At 56.3% G+C, this 18,999-nt stretch carries 18 protein-coding genes; 11 read left to right on the forward strand and 7 right to left on the reverse strand.

Features of this window, described 5'->3' with window-relative positions; genetic code table 11:
• Nucleotides 1–785 precede the first annotated feature (785 nt).
• A complete protein-coding gene (locus ACOTXC_RS02520; protein ID WP_063152622.1) occupies nt 786–1,079 on the forward strand; it encodes a contact-dependent growth inhibition system immunity protein in 294 nt (97 codons plus the stop codon).
• Between the two features lie 343 nt (nt 1,080–1,422).
• Here the strand turns inward: ACOTXC_RS02520 and ACOTXC_RS02525 are convergent, their stop codons facing one another.
• From ACOTXC_RS02525 to ACOTXC_RS02545, 5 genes are all read right to left on the reverse strand, one after another.
• Entirely contained in the window at nt 1,423–2,739 is a 1,317-nt protein-coding gene (locus ACOTXC_RS02525; protein ID WP_421767382.1) for an amidase, read from the reverse strand.
• A 54-nt stretch (nt 2,740–2,793) separates the two neighbouring features.
• The gene (hisD, locus tag ACOTXC_RS02530) at nt 2,794–4,089 is read right to left on the reverse strand and encodes a histidinol dehydrogenase (RefSeq protein ID WP_126490468.1); all 1,296 of its coding nucleotides are present in this window, start codon (nt 4,087–4,089) and stop codon (nt 2,794–2,796) included.
• On the reverse strand, nt 4,090–5,232 hold the full coding sequence (locus ACOTXC_RS02535; protein ID WP_421767383.1) for an ester cyclase: 1,143 nt from the start codon (nt 5,230–5,232) through the stop codon (nt 4,090–4,092).
• A gap of 106 nt (nt 5,233–5,338) precedes the next feature.
• Nucleotides 5,339–6,310, reverse strand: a complete 972-nt coding sequence (locus ACOTXC_RS02540) for an ester cyclase (protein WP_421767384.1) — start codon at nt 6,308–6,310, stop codon at nt 5,339–5,341.
• On the reverse strand, nt 6,307–7,377 hold the full coding sequence (locus ACOTXC_RS02545; protein ID WP_023298419.1) for a LacI family DNA-binding transcriptional regulator: 1,071 nt from the start codon (nt 7,375–7,377) through the stop codon (nt 6,307–6,309). The genes ACOTXC_RS02540 and ACOTXC_RS02545 overlap by 4 nt, the downstream gene beginning before the upstream one ends.
• A 308-nt stretch (nt 7,378–7,685) precedes the next feature.
• Here ACOTXC_RS02545 and ACOTXC_RS02550 point away from each other — a divergent pair, with 308 nt between their 5' ends.
• The 6 genes from ACOTXC_RS02550 (at nt 7,686) to ACOTXC_RS02575 (ending at nt 13,805) form a co-directional block, all read left to right on the forward strand.
• Nucleotides 7,686–8,924 (forward strand): MFS transporter, encoded by a 1,239-nt coding sequence (locus tag ACOTXC_RS02550; RefSeq protein ID WP_022649095.1) that lies wholly within the window; start codon nt 7,686–7,688, stop codon nt 8,922–8,924.
• Between the two features lie 75 nt (nt 8,925–8,999).
• Nucleotides 9,000–10,322: a histidinol dehydrogenase gene (hisD, locus tag ACOTXC_RS02555; RefSeq protein WP_022649096.1), complete on the forward strand. Its 1,323-nt coding sequence runs from the start codon at nt 9,000–9,002 to the stop codon at nt 10,320–10,322.
• A 3-nt stretch (nt 10,323–10,325) separates the two neighbouring features.
• On the forward strand, nt 10,326–11,090 hold the full coding sequence (locus tag ACOTXC_RS02560) for an SDR family NAD(P)-dependent oxidoreductase (protein ID WP_421767385.1): 765 nt from the start codon (nt 10,326–10,328) through the stop codon (nt 11,088–11,090).
• 8 nt (nt 11,091–11,098) lie between these two features.
• Entirely contained in the window at nt 11,099–11,842 is a 744-nt protein-coding gene (locus ACOTXC_RS02565) for an alpha/beta fold hydrolase (RefSeq protein ID WP_023298422.1), read from the forward strand.
• Nucleotides 11,824–12,615 (forward strand): HpcH/HpaI aldolase family protein, encoded by a 792-nt coding sequence (locus ACOTXC_RS02570; protein WP_022649099.1) that lies wholly within the window; start codon nt 11,824–11,826, stop codon nt 12,613–12,615. Before ACOTXC_RS02565 ends, ACOTXC_RS02570 begins: the two co-directional genes overlap by 19 nt.
• Nucleotides 12,616–12,626: 11 nt before the next feature.
• On the forward strand, nt 12,627–13,805 hold the full coding sequence (locus ACOTXC_RS02575; protein WP_063152628.1) for a hypothetical protein: 1,179 nt from the start codon (nt 12,627–12,629) through the stop codon (nt 13,803–13,805).
• A gap of 14 nt (nt 13,806–13,819) precedes the next feature.
• On the opposite strand, the gene ACOTXC_RS02580 is transcribed toward ACOTXC_RS02575, so the two are convergent.
• The gene (locus ACOTXC_RS02580) at nt 13,820–14,749 is read right to left on the reverse strand and encodes a LysR family transcriptional regulator (RefSeq protein WP_421767386.1); all 930 of its coding nucleotides are present in this window, start codon (nt 14,747–14,749) and stop codon (nt 13,820–13,822) included.
• Between the two features lie 108 nt (nt 14,750–14,857).
• On the opposite strand from ACOTXC_RS02580, the gene ACOTXC_RS02585 reads away from it, so the two are divergent.
• The 3 genes from ACOTXC_RS02585 (at nt 14,858) to ACOTXC_RS02595 (ending at nt 17,211) form a co-directional block, all read left to right on the forward strand.
• Complete coding sequence (locus ACOTXC_RS02585) at nt 14,858–15,463, forward strand: NADPH-dependent F420 reductase (protein WP_045308437.1); 606 nt, start codon at nt 14,858–14,860, stop codon at nt 15,461–15,463.
• Between the two features lie 18 nt (nt 15,464–15,481).
• The gene (locus ACOTXC_RS02590; protein ID WP_250116243.1) at nt 15,482–16,363 is read left to right on the forward strand and encodes a helix-turn-helix domain-containing protein; all 882 of its coding nucleotides are present in this window, start codon (nt 15,482–15,484) and stop codon (nt 16,361–16,363) included.
• A gap of 101 nt (nt 16,364–16,464) precedes the next feature.
• Nucleotides 16,465–17,211 (forward strand): SDR family oxidoreductase, encoded by a 747-nt coding sequence (locus ACOTXC_RS02595; protein WP_022649104.1) that lies wholly within the window; start codon nt 16,465–16,467, stop codon nt 17,209–17,211.
• A 39-nt stretch (nt 17,212–17,250) separates the two neighbouring features.
• On the opposite strand, the gene ACOTXC_RS02600 is transcribed toward ACOTXC_RS02595, so the two are convergent.
• Entirely contained in the window at nt 17,251–17,973 is a 723-nt protein-coding gene (locus ACOTXC_RS02600; RefSeq protein WP_421767387.1) for an SDR family oxidoreductase, read from the reverse strand.
• A 98-nt stretch (nt 17,974–18,071) separates the two neighbouring features.
• On the opposite strand from ACOTXC_RS02600, the gene ACOTXC_RS02605 reads away from it, so the two are divergent.
• Nucleotides 18,072–18,989, forward strand: coding sequence for a LysR family transcriptional regulator (locus ACOTXC_RS02605; RefSeq protein ID WP_048965951.1), 918 nt, complete (start codon nt 18,072–18,074; stop codon nt 18,987–18,989).
• Nucleotides 18,990–18,999: the final 10 nt, after the last annotated feature.

Here is an 18,999-nt window from a genome sequence, read left to right on the forward strand (position 1 = left end):
ATGGATGCAGTATCTTCAGATCGCTTATGGCGATCAACTATCAAAAAGCACGAATTGATCAAGAGATGGTGTTTTTTTAGTCAGATTTATGAAGGGTGTTTTGAAAGCAAGCCAGCATAGGCTTTGGAGGACTTTTACAAAAAGTGCTATTTTTTGGGTCTATGTAAATTTTTTTAATAAATAATTACTTATCAATGAGTTAAGTTATTTGTGATTTAATTCCGTACTATCCCCCTTTATAATTCTTGTTTAGCACTTTGAGAAGACTTACTTAGAAGTAAGAACTTGCATACGGGAAATAGCCTCTGGATAAGAAAGGCTATGTTTCGTGAGTTCAACTCCTCAACGTCAGTAGTATCCAAGATTTTAGCTTTGGAATAAGTAAAATCTGTAATGACGCCTTTTTTTAGGACCCTTTATTGAACCCTTAATGAATCAAGATACAAAAATAACAATAAAAATCATATCGTTGAAAAATAAAGCACAGGGACGCCAGCCCACCAAATAAAACAAGGGGTTACGTGAAAACGTAACCCCTTTTTTTGCCCATGTCCACATTACGTCCACTCGGCAAAACTTTGGCCAGCGCTAACTTCAGTAACCCCAGTTTTACATTTTTGCATCCAGTGCCCATATGCCGCTTGCCACGCCTCTTGTTCATCGGCAGAAGATGTTCTGCAATAGGCAACTACTCAATGCCTTTTGAACCAAACTCCGAGTACAAGGATGACCAGCTCTGTCGCTATATCCTTACAGCATTCCCGACCCCATAGGACAGGTGGATTATGCAAAGTTTCTATCATCTTGATCAGCTGATTCAGGGTTATTTCAATCAGGATCATGACCTCATAAATGAGGGAGAGGATACTATTGAGGGCACTATTGAACTCTATAAAAAAACAGCCCCAGATTGGATGTTAAAAGAGTTAGCCGAAGAGGTCGATTCTTTCCTTGCGCTTTACGGAGACAGGCTGGATGAGGAATTCAAAAGCCGGTATGGATTTGATTTCTCACCTGAGTTGTGGGATTCAACCCCATTCGATTTCCTGATGACTGTGCGCAGACTTGCCCTTTCTTAGAAGTAGCTACAGGAAGACAAACCCGTAACGGCTTAACCGACCTCAGACCGGCAACAGCCGGTCTTTTTCTTTCTAAATATAAGTTAAGGGTGAACAGTTAAATCCAAAAAAGCTTTTTCTTGATGTGATCCATTCAAAAAACAGGTTTGCTTAACCACAGGAAACACTGCAACAAATCGCCATTGGCATACCCGTGAAAGTTGAATTTATAAATTATCAACAAAAAAACAGCCTATTAATGAATTTATTCAGACTCCACCAGTCCAAAAATCCTCCATCGGTGATTACCAGAATCACCCGATGAAGTGCTGAAAGCCCGCACGGCGCAAGCTCTGCGGGCTTTTTATATCTGTCCCTTCCCGTCCAGCGCCCCCTCACACGCCAGCGCCAGCACCATCAACGCCGTCTCATCCTCCTGCACCGATAACATCTCCATCCCCACCGGCAGACCGATACGGCTTACGCCGCACGGCAACGTTATAGCTGGCAGGCCGCTGATGGCGGCCAGTTCCGGCGCGCAGCCTGGCGGCATCTTCGCCATACTTTCTGGTAATCGTTGTACGGTGGGATACACAAATCCGTCGATGCGCTGCACCTCCGCCACCTGGCAAAGGTTCTGCCGCAACAGGCGCTGAAAGCGACGCCCCGCCAGCCAGTGCGGGGTTTTCAGCGTGTTACTCACCAGCATCTGACGTAGAAACGGCGCAAACTCTGGCAGGAAAGCGCCGGAGTCCACAATGCTTGTTAGTCCGGAGGGAGCGCCAGGCTGTTTGCTAAGCCAGTCGTCAATCGCCACGCGAAATTCATACAGGCTCAGGCATGTCGCCTGACTTACGTCGTCCAGCAAAGGTAATGATACCTCCACCAGCGTTGCTCCGGCACGACGCAACGAGTGCAGCGCCGACTGCCAGACCTCCAGCTGTACCTCATCTTCTCCCTGTAATGCGGTTACCACACCAAAGCGAACGCCTTTCAGCGAACGCACAGGAAGCGCAACCGGTGGCAAACCATGGATCACCGCATGCAGCAAGGCGGCATCTTCAACGCTATGTACCATTGGCCCAACGGTATCTTTGCTGGGCGAGAGCGGCGCCACGCCGTCCAGCTGTGAACGGCGAAAGGCAGGTCGTAGCCCCACCAGCCCGGTATAGCTACAGGGAATGCGGATAGAGCCGCCGGTATCGGTACCCAATGCGCCATCCGCCATTCCAGCCGCCACCGCCGCGGCGCATCCTCCGCTGGAACCTCCGGCGGTGAGTGTCGGGCAAAGTGGATTCGCCACATCGCCCCCCAGCGAGCTTCGCGAGCGCACGTCAAAAGCAAACTCGGACATATTCGCTCTGGCGAGGATAATCGCTCCTGCCCTGCGCAACCGCTGTATAACAAGCGCATCCGACGTCGCGTTAAGTGAGGCCAGCGCCCGGCAGCCAAGAGTAATGGGCATCGGTGCGCAGGCAATATTATCTTTGACGATCAACGGCACGCCGTGCAGGGGGCCGATCGGCTCCCCGCGTCGACGCTGCTGCTGATGCTGTTCCGCCTGAGACATGGCGTCAGGGTTAACCCCGAGGATCGCGTTGAGCGCCCGGTGCTGCTGAATGACGTCGAGACGGCGGGCAATTTCCTCCGGGCAGTCGTCTGGCGGTATCAGGCGCTTCATAGTCTCAGGCTCCCTCGAGATGAAAACCGGGCAGAAGGCTGCCCGGGATACGTTTTAGTCACGCATGCCGGTAGTAATGGCATCAATGTCCTGCGGACGCAGACGAATTTCCGCCGCCCGTCGGTGCCCCTGCATCCCCTCGGTACGGCTCTGGCGGATCGCCGGTTCTGCGATTGCCGGGATACCCTGCTCGTCAATCCACTGATGGGTACAGATTTTGACGTACGCCCCAACCCACAGACCGCCGGTATAGCGTGCCGCCGCCATCGTCGGTAACGTATGGTTGGTGCCGCAGCATTTATCAGAGAACACCACGCTGGCGTTCTGACCAATAAACAGCGAGCCATAGTTGCGGATCTTCGCCGCCGTCGCGTGCGGATCGCGGGTATGCACCTGCAAATGCTCCGTCGCCATATGGTCAGCAAACGCAATCAGCTGCGCTTCATCTTCGCAGAGCACAATCTCACCCTGCCGGCGCCACGCCTCCCCCGCCGTGGCGGCCGTTGGCAGGCTGGCAAGCTGACGCTCAACCTCCGCCAGGGTACGCTCAGCGATATCCCGGCTGGTTGTCGCCAGCCCGACGCGGGTATGAATATCGTGTTCTGCCTGCGCCAGCATATCGGCGGCCAGAATGCGCGGATCGGCGCTGTCGTCAGCGATAGTGAAAATCTCGCTCGGCCCGGCGAGGGCATCAATGCCGACTCGACCAAACACCTGGCGTTTCGCTTCGTTAACGAAGGCGTTGCCTGGCCCAACGATTTTGTCCACCGATGGAATGCTCTCCGTTCCCCAGGCCATGGCCGCAATGGCCTGCGCGCCACCTACCCTGAAAATGCGGTGCGCGCCCGCCAGATGGCAAACCGCGATCATCGCCGGATGCGCTCCCGGCGGCAGACAGGCGATGATCTGTTCGCAGCCCGCCACCGTCGCAGGGACAATCGACATCACCGGCGCAGAGAGGATCGGGTAACGCCCACCCGGCACGTAGCAGCCCACCGTCTGCACCGGGATGATCCGGTGACCGAGATGCACGCCAGGCAGCGTCTCAACTTCCAGCGGCTGCATGGTCGCCAGCTGCGCCTGCGCAAAACGACGCACCTGATTAATAGCAAACTCGCTGTCGCGGCGCGTCTGGGCATCCATCCCCTCCAGTGCTTCGGCGATCTCCTGCTCGCTCACCTCAAACTGCGTCGGCACGACGTTATCAAACTGCTGCGAAAAGGCTCTTAGCGCCGTATCGCCTTCGGTTTTCACGCGCTCGATAATGGCGCTGACCTTCTCCGTCAGGGAACGATCGGCCTGCGCATCCTGCCCCTGCGGGCGCTTAATCCAGCTCACCTGATTTAACATTTACGCGTCCTCCATCTGGCCGAGTTTGATTTGCGCCAGCAGCGCCAGGTGGTCATACACGACCCATTCATCAACAATTTTGCCGTTGACGATGTGGTAGTGCGACATACCCATCACGAACAGTCGTTCTCCGGTCGGCTTGCCCAGTTCGCCGTAACCCAGGTGATGCCCTTCGATGATCCAGCGAACCGCCACTTTGACGCCGCCTTCATCGCACGGGTTGGAACAGATATGCTGCGGCAGCCACGCGCCGTCAGGGATCATCCCCACCAGCGCCAGCGTCTGATGGGTTACCGCCGCGGTGCCGTACAGCTCTTTCATCAGCGGGCCATGCCACTGCACGTTAGGGGCGTAAACCTCTTTGATTTTGCCGAACATCCGACGATTGTAGATCTCGTGCAGCCAGCGCAGACACTGCTCTTCCGTATCGGTGTGTGCAATGGATACATCGCACTCCATCTCCGGCGGATATTGTCCCAGCATGCGGCCATTTTCGCCGATGTCCATCACGCGGAAGCCTTTATCAAACTGCTCCTTTGCCATATTAAATGCGATTTGATCGGTATTCAGGCCAAGCTGTTTCATTAACGACATGTTGTCGCTGACTACCCACTCCCGGTAAATTTTATTCTCGTGGATCATACAATCCGCCACGGTACGGGTAACGAAGGTGCGGTTGGTCGGCTTGCCTAAATGGCTGTGCTGGGTATGCCGCCCGCTTCCCGTCACCAGGTGAGAGGTATAAAAACCGTCAACATCATTTCCGTTCCAGATAATCTGGGTTGCCATGCCGCGCCGCTCCGGGAAGGCAATTAAGCGTTGCAGCGTATCCTGTACCACCTGCTCACGGTTATAGAGTGTCCCCAGCGCGTTATACAGCACGCAGTTATGGGTATAGTGAGAATAAATTAAGCCGACATCGCGCTCGTCCCATATTTTATGGGTGCAGCGAACTATATAATCGACAATATCGGTATAGCAGTCATCAAAGCCGCGTAATGATTGCACGCGCGGTCTTTTTTCCGGTACCAGATCGACAAAATCACGACGTTCCACCTGTAATACAGGTTCCTCTTTCAGCGATTTCACGCTACTTTTTTCGGGTACGGCTGGTGCTTTATTTGTTGCTTCGGTGGAAGACATATAAACTCCTGCTCTGTTTTCAGACAATAAGAACCCGCACCCGTAAGTGAGGGTGAATTAAACTCGATTATTTTCGGCAGCCAGAATAAGGGGGCTGCCGCCCCTGTTAATTCACTATTTGCGACCAGATCGCTAATTCATCGATCCCCAGATATTCACGGAAAATTAAACCATCACGTAATTCAAGCTGGCTGATACCGGTAATTGATATGGGTTTACGGGTTGGCGCACCAAATTTGCCGTAACCGTCATGCCAGGTTAATAACGACCAGCGCAGGGAAAGCCGAATCGGCTCGTTAGGATCTTTACGCACAATCAGATGCTGGAGCTGCGTTTCGCTGTCGGCAAATGAAGCGCGGTAGCCAGAAAGCTGTGCGCCAATTTCCTGCTCACCGGTGCAGAGGCAATGACCCGGCGCGTAAAGCGTCGCCGCCGGGTGATAGAGACCGGGCACCACGCCACTGTTACCGCCCGCCCACATGGTTAAGTAGCGCTCAACGACGCCTGCCAGCGCCCCTTCTACGTCGTCGCCCTCGGGCCCGCCCGCCCAGCGGGCATCCAGCGTCTCGGCAGAGACCGCCTCCACGCCAAGCTGCTGGCGCATGGTCGCCAGGTTAAAGGCAAATTCGCGGATATCCAGCCCCAGTTGCGCCACAATCGCAGCACGATCCTGAAGCAGCCACTCCTGGCGTACGGCCCCATCAACACAGATGCGATCGGCCCAGGTGCGGACCCAGACATTTTTCCCGGTCGGCGGGCCAAAAAATCCCTCCCCCTGATGCTGAATGCGGGCTACGGTACGCTGAGCCGCATAGTACTCGTCCCCCGGGTTCTGGCTGCACAGAATATCCTCCGTCAGCACCGCTCGCTGCGGGAAGCTGTGCATCGCCTCAAGCGTCAGGCGCATAAACTGGGAAAGCTCATGCAGCTGTTTTTCGGGGGTAGTGAAAACCACCGGCGTGGCGTAAAAATCCGCCAGCTGGCCGATATCTTTCTGCTCCCAGACGACATGCGTCAGCGTCAAAATGAACTGCTGGATAGAGTCGAATTGAGGGCTGAAGCCCCGCAATCTGGTCATGTGCGCTCCTTAGACTGGAATAGCGTTAAACCATTGGTTTCGATAACGCCGCTGCGTGGGCGACGCGCCGAGTGGCGTATCACCAGCGTACCGGGCACCGTAATCTGTTCAGGCTCTATGGTTCCGCTGTCAATTTGCTTCATTAACAGTTCCACCGTGGCATCTACCATCGCGCCGACCGGCTGCGACGCCGAAGTCAACGCATAAGAGGGCCAGCCGGAAGGGCCGATGTCGTCATACCCGACAATGGAGACCTCCTCCGGAATGCGCAAACCAAACTCATAGCGCGCCACATCCATTACCGTGACGGCCATATGATCGTTGGCGACAAAGACCGCATCCGGCGCTGGCGACGCCGAAAACAGGGTATAAGCCGCCCGGGTGGTTTGCTGAGCGTCGTAATTCCCGTGCACCACCCGCACATCGGTGATGCCATGTTCTTCCAGCGTGGAGATGAACCCGCGCTGGCGGGCGATATTGACCGGGGAATCAGCTACGCCGCCCACGTAGGCAAAACGCTTGTGCTCCCCCGCCAGCAGAAACTCGGCAATCTGCCGCGCGGCCGCTTCGTTATTACTGTTGACGCTGGAGGCCATGCCACTCTCTTCGCTGCGGTTAAACAGCACTACCGGGATCCCGGCGGCAAGACACTCCTCGGACAACTCCAGCGACAGCGTCACCGAGGCCAGCACAATGCCATCCACCCGGTACTGCATAATCTGGTCAAAAATACGGTCAACGTTACCGTCCCGGTCGCCAACGAACAGCAGCAGGTGATAGTTCAGCGTATCCAGCTTTTGTGCCAGCGCCTCCAGCACCTGCGAGTAAAAGGGGTTATCAAAGTAAGAAATGACGACACCGATAATGCGCGAACGCGCCGTGTTGAGCGAACGGGCTATCGCATTCGGGCGATAGCCCAACTCGCGCGCCGCCTTCAGCACTTTTTCACGCGTTGCCGGTGAAATGCTGGCCCCCGGCGTGAACGTTCGCGACACCGCAGATTGCGATACCCCCGCCAGTTGAGCGACCTGTTGGGATGTGACTGCTGCAAAAGTCTTACGTTTCATTACCCCTGATTCCTTATCAACGTCCTGCCCATTTGCGCGTGCTTCAAACGCCTCAGCAAGTGGGTGTTTTTTATACTTACACCACCTTTGCATGCGTATGCAACACAAAAAATTAAAATTCTCACAACAAGATCGAGATCACTTTACAAACATGAAACCTTTTCGTAACTTCAAATCTTGAATACGTATGCAAAGAGTTTTCATACCGTCAATGGTACCGGAGAGAACAGGAGTCGCCCAAAGGATTGAACCGGTAAACGTCGTCCCTGACTGGTTATAACCCATTAATTCTTAAGAGGTTCAAAACCATGTTTCAAGCACTGTTACGCCGTCGGGAAGCCCGGCTCTTTTTCATCATCAGCATCCTGTTCTTTATCTGCATCCATAGCATTGATGCATTCCTGGCCCCCATGATGATCAACCAGGGCATTGAGCCACAGATCATGGGCATCATCATGGGCGCATCCGGGCTGGCAACCCTTCTGATACGCTTCCCGTTAGGCATTATTTCCGACGTGGTTAAAAGCCGCAGGATCTTCATCCAGATTGGCCTGCTGCTGCCAATTATCGCCTGGCCAATTGCCTGGCTTGAACCCAATGCCATTACGCTGTATCTGGCTAAAGCGGCAGACGGCGTCACGGCGGCGACATGGGTGCTGTACAACATCCTGTTCATGCGTTACTTCGGTCGCAACGAAGCCCCTGCCGCCGTCGCGCTGCTGGCGCTGGCAGGGCCCATCGGCGTGTTTCTCGGCAACTGTATTGGCGCGGTGCTGATTCACTATTTTGCCAATAACATCGCCTTTTTTGTCTCCTGCATCTCCGCCCTGGTGGCGTTGATCCTGACGACCCGCATTCAGGACGTGCACGACCCGGTGCAGGCCCCCACGCTTAAAGCCTGCATCACCGGCGCGCGCCAGCAGCTGGCCGACCGTTCCGTCTGGCTGATTGGCATCCTGGCGACCGTCGTCATTCTGGTGCCCTTCGCCACCCGGGACACGCTGACGCCGGTCTACGCCGAACAGCTCGGCGCCCGGGCGGGGATCCTCGCGGTGCTCGGAAACATCCACCTTCTGTTTTACGGGCTGGCCATCGCCCTGTGCAGCTCGGTGTTTTATCAGCGCCTTGGGCTGGTAAAAACCGCCGTGCTCGGCATCGTTTTACAGGTGATCTCCACCTTCGGCATTCCCTTTACCAGCAATATGTACGTCATTTACCTGTGGCAGGCGCTGGCAGGTTTTTCGTTCGGTATGGCCTTTGCCGCATTCATGTCGCTCAGCGTAGTGAATACCTCGTCTGATGAACAATCCACGCGAATGGGACTATTCCAGACCATTTATTCCTGCGGCATGTTTGTCGGGCCGGTAATGATGGGCGTAATGATGCAACATATTAACCTGTCGTCCGGTTATATATTGATTGCCGCCCTTTCCGTTGTGGCCGCTATTGCCACGCCGCTGTCCGCTCGATGGGTATATGCCCGTAAAACGCAAACCTCAGCCCAATTATTAAAAAACGGTGCGTACGCCGCCGCGCCGGATCAATAACCCACTCTGAAGTAAACACCCTTTCCCGGTCTGCCGGGAGGACAACTGACATCTAAAAAAGGTAAGGAGAAGCGTGTGTCCTGGAAATTAAAAACCGGTAAATCTACCGAAGAGCGCCAGCAAGCCAACCAGCAAATAAGAGAAACGGTTGAGCAAATACTTGCGGATATTGAAAAGCGTGGAAATAAAGCCATTCGCGAATTATCCATTAAATTCGATCGTTATGACCGTCAGGATTATCGTCTGACCCCCGCGGAGATCGACCGCTGCATAAAACAGTTAAGCCGCCAGGATATTCAGGATATTGAATTCGCCCAACAGCAGGTGGCGAATTTTGCCCGCGCGCAGAAAGAATGCCTGCGGGATCTGGAAATTGAAACGCGTCCCGGCGTTATTCTCGGGCATAAAAATATTCCGATTAACGCCGTGGGATGTTACGTGCCAGGCGGAAAATATCCCCTGCTCGCCTCCGCGCACATGTCGATTATCACCGCCAGCGTGGCGGGGTGCTCAAGAATTATCAGCTGTGCCCCGCCGTTTAACGGTCAGCCCGCCCCGGCGATTGTCGCGGCGCAAAAAATGGCTGGCGCAACGGAAATCTATGCCCTTGGCGGCATTCAGGCGATAGGCGCCATGGCGCTGGGCACGGACTCGCTGGCACCGGTCGACATGCTGGTCGGCCCCGGTAACGCCTTCGTCGCGGAGGCCAAACGCCAGCTGTTCGGCCGGGTAGGTATCGATCTGTTTGCCGGTCCGACGGAAACGCTGGTGATTGCCGATGACACCGTTGACGCGGAAATGTGCGCCACGGATCTGCTGGGCCAGGCCGAACACGGCGTCACCACCCCTGCCATCCTGCTGACGAACTCGCTCCAGCTTGCCAAAGAGACGCTCAGCGAAGTGGAACGGCTGCTGGAAAAGCTCCCTACCGCCGACATTGCCCGCCAGTCCTGGCAGGACTACGGGGAAATCATCGTCTGCGACAGCTACGAAGAGATGCTGCTGGAGGCAGATCGTATCGCTTCCGAACATGTTCAGGTGATGACCGACCGGGACGACTGGTTCCTGGCTAACCTGACCAATTACGGCGCGCTGTTCCTTGGGCCGCGTACTAACGTGGCCTACGGCGATAAGGTGATCGGAACCAACCACACCCTGCCGACGCAAAAAGCCGCACGCTATACCGGCGGCCTGTGGGTGGGCAAGTTCATGAAAACCTGCACCTTCCAGAAAGTCCTCAGCGACGAAGCCACCGCCGAAATCGGCAGCTATTGTTCGCGTCTGTCGTTGCTGGAGGGTTTCGCCGGACATGCCGAGCAGGCCAATATTCGCGTGCGCCGTTATGGCCAGACGGAGGTTCCCTACGCCACACCGGCCCCGGTCAGGGAAAAGGTGTAAGCCATGACGCTTTTGCAAACGCCCTCTTTCACCCTGCACGGCAAACGCGCGCTGGTGACCGGCGGGTCAAGAGGGATTGGCTTCGCTGCCGCCGTCGCCCTCGCACAGGCGGGCGCAGAGGTATGGATCGCCGCCCGGGGCCACGAGGCGCTGGCGCATGCCGCAAGTCTGGCAGCGGAACACAGGCTCGCATTTCACCCGCTTGAGCTGGATATTACCGACGCTCAGGAGGTGGAGCGTGTGCTGGCGACATTGCCCGCTCCCGACATTCTGGTGAACAGTGCCGGGCTGGCCCGCCACCAGCCGTTTCTTGAGGTGAACGAGGACAATTTCGATGCGGTGATGGCGCTTAACCTGCGCGCCACCTTTTTTGTCAGCCAGCGCGTGGCGCGCAGAATGCGGGCGGGCGGTAAGGGAGGGACGATTATTCACATCTCATCGCAAATGGGACACGTTGGTGGCCCCGAGCGTAGCGTGTACTGTGCCTCCAAATTCGCGCTTGAAGGGTTAACCCGAACGATGGCGCTGGAGCTGGGCGATGCGGGGATCCGCGTTAATACGCTGTGCCCGACCTTCATTGAAACCGACCTGACGCGCCCGGCGCTTGCCGATCCGGCGTTCCGCCACTACGTGCTGGACAACATCAAGCTGCGCCGGTTAGGCAAGCTGGAGGACATTATGGGCCCGGTAGTGTTTCTCGCCTCAGATGCCGCCGGGCTGATCACCGGCAGTGCCCTGATGGTTGACGGCGGCTGGACCGCTACGTGAGGGATGCAATGGAATATCCGCTTCTGGACAATACCGATCTGCCACTGGTGCTGCTTGGTGGCACGCTCTGTAACGCCCGGCTCTGGCAGCCCGTTATTGAACGGCTGAATGTCGCAGCGGTGTCCTGTATTACGCTGACGGGTGCGGAGTCCGCGCCGCAGGCGTCACGGCGGTTATTAGAGGTTCTGCCGCCGCGCTTTCTGCTGGCAGGGTTTTCTCTCGGTGCCATAGTCGCGCTGCAAATGGCCGCCGACGCGCCAGAAAGAGTGAACGGGCTGACGCTGATTTCCGTTAATCCGTTGCCCGTTGCGCCAGACACCCTCGCTTCACGCCGGGAAGCGGTACGCACCGCACAGGCGCGGGGCCTGGCCGACTGGCTGGTCTCCTCGCTGTGGCAGAGCTATGTCGCCCCGTCACGTCTGTCCGATCGGATCCTGCAAGAGACTATTTGCCGAATGGCGCAAGAGTGCGGCATTGAGACCTTTGCCGGGCAAACGGAAATGGCCATTCACCGGCAGGACAACCGGACTGCGTTTAACGCCCTCTCCTGCCCCACATTACTTCTAAACGGCGCGCAGGACGTTATCTGCACGCCCCATCATCATCAGCTACTGGCCGCAGGCAACGCGAACGTGACCAGGCATACGGTGGAGGCTGGCGGGCATTTTATTCCGCTGGAAACCCCGGATGAGATCGCGCCGCTGCTGCGTCAGTGGATAACGGAGTGCATACAGTGCGCAAAAACAGTTTAAAGACCGCATTTCTGGAAAATACTCCCATCATAAACGGCTGGCTGGCGATCCCGTCAGGTTATAGCGCGGAAATTATGGGCCATCAGGGTTACGACGCCGTCACCGTCGATTTGCAGCACGGCATGATTGATTTTGCCAGCGCGCTGTCAATGCTACAGGCGCTATCGGCCACGCCTGCCGTGCCGCTGGTGCGGGTGGCAGATAACGATCCGGCGCAAATCATGCGCGTATTAGACGCAGGAGCCTACGGCGTAATCTGCCCGATGATCTCCAGCGCGGAACAGGCTCGCCGTTTTGTCGCTGCCTGTCGCTATCCACCGCTGGGTGTTCGCTCCTTTGGTCCGGCCAGAGGTCTACTCTACGGCGGCAGTGATTATCCACAGCACGCTAACAACGAGATCCTGACGCTGGCGATGATTGAAACCCGCGAAGGGCTGGCTGATCTTGACGCCATCCTTGATACCGAAGGGCTGGACGGTGTGTTTATTGGCCCCAACGATCTCTCACTGACGCTGACCGGCAGCGCCAGCGCCGAATCGCAACATCCCGAAATGCTTGCTGCTATTGAGCGGGTGATTCACTGCTGCCGCCAGCAGCAGAAGATTGCCGGAATTTTCTGCACTTCCGGCGCGGCCGCCGCAGCGCGCATTGATCAGGGTTTTCAGTTTGTTACCCCTGCAAACGACGTCATGCAACTGGGTCGCGCCTCGCGTGAAGCCATTGCCCTCGCCCGCGGCAACGCTATCCCTACCACCGGTGCATCCGGTTATTAAAAGGAGAAATAATGAAAACCATCCATCTTACCCAGAGTCAGGCTCGAACACGGTTAATCGCCCCCGAGGACATGATTTCCTGTAATCTTGCTTTTATTGATTGCAAGCTACCCGGCTCGCATCTCAAACAAAACTATTCCTTCATCGGCCCGGGTGTAACCCAGTCCAGCGAGCAGGTCGTCAATATTCCCGAGCCGCACGGCTTTAACATTGGCGCGGCGGCTATGCCGAAAGGGGTGACGAATAACCTACATCTGCATTTCACCGCCGAGGTGTTCCTGATCCATGAAGGAACATGGCGTTTTCGCTGGGGCGCCAACGGCGAGCATGAAGCTGAATTTAGCGCACCCACTATCCTTTCAATACCGACCTGGATCTTCCGCGGTTTCACCAACGTCAGTAAAGAAGAGACCAGCGGTATGGTGTTTACGGTGCTCGGCGGGGACAACACGGGCGGCATCATCTGGCATCCTTCCGTGCTGGCGGCAGCCAGCGAATACGGAATGTATTTGAGTAAAGACAACATGCTCATCACACAGGAAACCGGCGACCCGCGGCCTGACCCCGCCGCGCTGCTGACGCCGCTGTCAGAGGAATATATTGCCGGGCTGCGTGACTACAGCGTTGAGGAGATGCGCCAGCGTGCGGTAACCGGCGATGACCGCTGCTGGTCAGCCCAGGGACTGCTGGATTCGGTGCTGCCAGGACACGGCGGCGAAATTGCGCCGGTTATCGGTTTCGGCATTTCACAGGATCGGGATTCCGCTCCCGCTATCGTGAGCCCGCACGGTTTTTCCGTCGAATGGCTGCGTCTCGCCGAGGATCACGTTGTGGGCCGCCATCTCTGCCCGGATATTCAGGTCATTATGGTCTTTAAAGGCCAGCTGGAGATCACCTGGAACGAGGCGGGCGAAGAAGTGAGCGTTATCGCTCCGGAACGTTCGGTGATCTCTGTTCCGGCAAACAGCTGGCGTCGCTACCGCGCGGTTGACGGCAAAACGGAGTTTATTCTGACGACCCGCGGCGATCAGCGTAAGCGCCTCTACTGGGATGAAGCGATCCTGCAACAGGCGAGAGAACACAATCGCTGTCTCGATCCCGATGGCTACGTGGCCGATGCCGACATCCTGCCTGCCACGGCCCGTCGGGCCGGTGCGATACTGGAGACATGCAACAGCAACAAAACCTGAATTATCCGTTGAGCTCACTTGCCGGATCCGCTGCGTTCGTTGAGAGGCATGCCAGCCTGCATTTTCAGCCTGTTAACGAACCAGCGTCCGGCCGGGCCGGGCTGATGTTCCTCCAGGTGCACCGCCTGCATGGAAAAACCGGGCCCGACGTCGGGCTGCATCGGCACGTTCAGCGTAACCAGTTTTCCCGCTGCGAGATCTTCCTCGACCATTGGCAGCGGCATATAACCCCACCCCAGTCCGGCACGCAGGAAGGCGTGCTTCGCGCCCATATCCGCTAAATGCCATGTCTTTGACGACATGACGCCAAAGCTTCGGCCCACGGTGAGAGAGGAGCGATCGGTCAGCACCAGCTGGACGTGTTCCTGTAAAAGGGAACGAAGGATCGGACCGGACGCGGTCGCCAGCGGATGCTCAGGGGAGACAACGGCCACCGCAGGCACGCTGAGAAGGAATTCTGAGATGCATCCCGCCGGAAGATGCGGCAGCGATCCGGTTATCGCCACCCGGCAATGACCGTCCAGTAAAGGCTGGAACACCGCCCCCAACGCCTCCACATACAAACGCAGCGGGGTGTCAGGAAATGCCTGCTGAAACGCCTGCACCGCAGCGGTGAGCTGCGCTACGGGAAACATCACGTCGACGGACACCGCCAGTTCAGGCTCAAGACCTTCGGCTAAGGTGCGCGCCTTAGCCTTAAAGGCGTCCATCCCGGCAGTGGCAAGACGCGCCGCTTCCAGCATGGCGACGCCCGCCTCCGTCAGCGTCGGATAACGCCCGGTACGATCGAATAATGGAAACCCGACCTGCGCCTCAAGGTTTGCCAGCGTCGCGCTGACAACCGACTGCGCGCGCCGCAGCCTGCGACCGGCGGCGGAAAAACTCCCTTCATCAACGGCAGCAATAAAGGTGCGGAGTTGATCAACAGACATACCGTCCAGCATGTATCGCTCCAGCAGATGGATCCCATCTAATTATATAGGCTATTCAGATAGGTCAAAGATTACTACTCTCAGTGCATGTTCACTACTCTTCAATGAAGGAAATACAATATGAAAACGACTACTGTAGGTATCATCGGCGCTGGCGCTATCGGGCAAGCCTTTGCAGAACAACTGGTTAAAGCGGGCATGAACGCTATTCTGAGTAACAGCCGCGGGCCGGAAAGCCTGACTGCGGTGGTTGAGAAACTGGGCCACGGGGCTCGCGCTGGCACCGTAGAACAGGCCGCCCAGGCCGACATCGTTTTTGTCAGCACAAACTGGGACAAAACCGAGGCCGCGTTACGCGGCATCAACTGGGAGGGGCGTATCCTGATCGACGCGACCAACCCGGTCATACTGCCAGGCTTCACGCTGGCTGAACTGGGCGGAAAAAACTCAAGCCAGGTGGTGACACAGTGGGCTCCGGGTGCACGCGTCGTTAAAGCCTTCAATACTCTCCTTGCAGGGGTGCTGGCTCAGGATCCGGCGCAGGCGGGTGGCCGTCGTGTCGTCTTTATCTCCGGAGACCATCCTGACGCAAAGGCGGAAATAACAGCCTTAGCCGGGCAACTGGGCTTCGCAAGTATTGATTTAGGCAGCCTGGAGGTTGGCGGTACGCTACAACAATTCCCCGGAGGGCCTCTTCCGGCGGTGAACCTGGTGCAACTGGCATAGCTAAAGGCAACGATAAATATGACGCAGCGTACTTCCGCAGAGACCTTTGAAGAATACCTTCCCGGCAAGCTGATCAGGGAACATCGGGCGCAATCTTCCCGGGATGTATTCGTGCAAATTCTGGCGCGCAGACACGTGCAGGAAAACGTCATTATTCCGGCAGTGCCGGAGCCTTTTATCGTCTGGATCCTCTCAGGTAATGCCGTCGTTGAGGAGCATTCCCCCGGTGAGCCGTGGTTAGCAAACCGCGTTACCGCAGGCGATTTCTTTCTCACAACGGCGGCTTCTCCTACTGAAATGCGCTGGCACGCCGGGCCAGATAAGCCTTTCGTCGTTATGCATGTTTATATGGGAGTGGCTATGATGCAGGAGTATGAACTGCGGGAAGTCTCCGGCGCGCGCGACGACACGCTATCCGCCCTGCTGGAGCAGATACGTCAGGAGCTGTATCTGCAAAATCCACCCAGCGGCCCGTTTATCCAGGGCATTGCGCAGGCGCTGGCAGTACATCTGATTCGCACCTATGGCACACCTGCGAAACGACACCGCGGGGGCTTGCAGGCATTTAAGCTGCACCGGGTCTTCACGGCAATGCGTGAAGGGTTAGCCCAGCCGTTTGACCTGGCACGCCTGGCTGAACTGACCGATCTTAGCGAATACCATTTTAGCCGCGCCTTTAAACAGTCAACCGGACTTTCCCCTTCTCACTACTTTATCCGGCTACGCATGGAGGAGGCGCGTCGCATGCTATCGGAAAGCAATGATTCCATTATCAATATTGCACTGAACGTCGGATACACCAGCCCCAGCCACTTTGCTGCCGTATTCCTCAGGCATAACGGCGTGACGCCCTCCCACTATCGCAGCGATGCCGTTCGCAGCAAAAGCCCGACAGTTTGAGCAAAAGCCCGCGCGAAGCGATTGCCAGAAAGATCCATTATTGACCCGTACTTCAGACATTCTTTCTGAAGCGTTGAAATCAACTCTCAAGAGGATCAACTATGGAACTCAACGGTAAAGTCGCGCTCATCACCGGTGCTTCAAGCGGAATTGGTGCCTCCACGGCCAAAAAGTTAGCGGAACAGGGCGTCAGGGTGGGTCTCGCTGCCCGCCGTCTGGATCGTCTTCAGGCGCTGGTGTCTGAAATTGAGGCTGCTGGCGGGGAAGCCATGGCGCTGGCCATGGATGTCACTGACCCGGCCTCAGTTAATAAAGGGGTGGAGGCACTGCACAAACGCTATGGCCATATTGATATCGCCTTTAATAACGCCGGGCTGATGCCGATTTCGGATATCGCCAGCCTCCGGGTTGACGAGTGGCATCGAATGGTAGATGTAAACGTAAAGGGCCTGTTTAACACGGTCGCGGCCGTATTGCCGATTATGCAGTCACAGCGCTCGGGTCATATCATCAATACCTCGTCGATCGCCGGGCGTAAAACGTTTCCCGGACTGGGCGTATACTGCGCGACGAAGCACGCGGTTGCCGCCTTCTCGGATATTTTGCGTATGGAGCTGGCCCCTCAGTTCAACATTCGCGTCACCTCGCTTCAGCCGGGTGCCGTTGAAAGTGAATTATTCGAGCATATCAGTGACGAAAATTATCGTGCACAGATGGAACAGCTGAAGGAGAAGATGACGTTCCTGAAAGCCGATGATATCGCCGACTCGATTCTTTACGTATTGCAGGCACCGGAACATGTGGACGTGGCAGAGCTGTTTATTATGCCGACCGAACAGCCGTGGTAAGAGGGTGAAGCGGGTCAGGCTGGTGCCTGACCCGCTACGTTAGTTTGCAGAGGCCGTAGGTCTGATGGTGATTTCGGTGGTATCGACACTCTCAGGCGCCTCGATGATGTGGCGCACGGCGCGAGCGATATCAGCCGGTTTGAGAGCAATAGCCCGGTACGCATCCATCACCGCCATGGTTTCTTCGTGCGTAATGGTCGAGGCCAGTTCGCTTTCCACTACCCCAGGGTTGACGCAGGTCACACGGATGTTCGAACTTTCCTGACGTAAACCATCGGAAATGGCCCGTACCGCAAATTTGGTCGCGCAATAGACGGCGGCCGTGGGCACGACGGCCAAGGCACCAATCGAGCCTATATTGACGATCTGCCCCGAGCCCTGGGCTTCCATAATCGGCAAAACAGCACCAATACCCCACAGTACGCCCTTGATATTTACCTCAATGGTGCGCTCCCATTCATCCTGCTTGCCAGCCGAAAGCGGAGAGAGAGGCATAATGCCCGCGTTGTTAATAAGTACGTCAATGCGGCCCCACTTATCCCGTGCTGCCTGAACGAAGGCGGCCATCGACTGGCGGCTGGTAACGTCTAATACCTGAGCCTCTGCCTCTCCTCCTGCGCTGCGGATTTCATCAGCCAGGGCGTGGATGCGCTCCAGCCTGCGAGCCCCCAGGAACACTTTTGCGCCAGCCTTGCCGAGCTCTCTGGCGATACCTTCTCCGATACCGCTGGAGGCACCGGTAATTAAGATGACTTTGTTCATGTTTTACTCCTTCAGTTGAGTTCACTGCAATCATAGATACAGACCATTGTTTCTTGTATCCTGCCTTTACTGGACTCACTGGTTAGCAATGTTAAACAATGAAAATCGATCTTAATTTGTTACCGCTTTTTCTGGCGGTCGCCGAAGAACGCAGCTTCAGCGCTGCCGCCGGGCGCCTGGGCATAACCCGTTCCGCTGTCAGCCAGGGAATAAGACGTCTCGAAGATGGGTTTCAGACCCTGCTGGTGATGCGCACCACGCGCTCAGTAAGGCTCACCGAAGCGGGTGAACGGTTGCATAAATCGTTGCTGGGGCCCATCGCCAACATTGAGGCGGCCTTTGACGACGTCATCTCGGACAGCATACCGCGCGGACAGCTCAGGATCGCTGTCACCTCAATTGCGGAAGCGTTTCTTTCGGGCCCACTGCTCGCCTCGTTTACGGCCGCGCATCCTGCGGTATCGCTTGATGTTTTCGTGTCAGATGAGGAATTCGATATCGTGGCAGCGGGCTATGACGCCGGGGTGAGGCTGGGCGAAGTTATCGAAAAAGACATGATCGCTATTCCCCTTACGGGCCAGCAGCGTGAACGGGTGGTGGCTTCACCTTCCTATCTGGCGACACACAGCGCACCGACGCACCCCCGTGAGCTGGTCGCTCATCGGTGTATCGGCTGGCGCCCTTCCCCGGACGTTGCCCCCTATCGCTGGGAGTTTGAGGAAGCAGGCGTCCCTTTCGATGTGGCAATTGAACCACAAATCACCACTAACGATCTGCGTCTTATGCTCAGCCTCGCGCTGGCCGGCGGTGGCATAACCTTTGCCACGGAGGACACCTTCACACCGTACATTGAATCAGGACAGCTGGTTTCCTTACTGGATGCGTTTCTTCCATCTTTTCCTGGTTTTTATCTCTATTTTCCCCAGCGCCACAATATGGCCCCCAAGCTCAGAGCCCTGATCGAGCACATCCGCCAGTGGCGACAGCTCCCCGCCACGCAGCCTACACTGCGTTAAATGGTTCCAA

The organism is Enterobacter cloacae complex sp. IR5428, from assembly GCF_049238585.1.
Taxonomy (GTDB): domain Bacteria; phylum Pseudomonadota; class Gammaproteobacteria; order Enterobacterales; family Enterobacteriaceae; genus Enterobacter; species Enterobacter intestinihominis.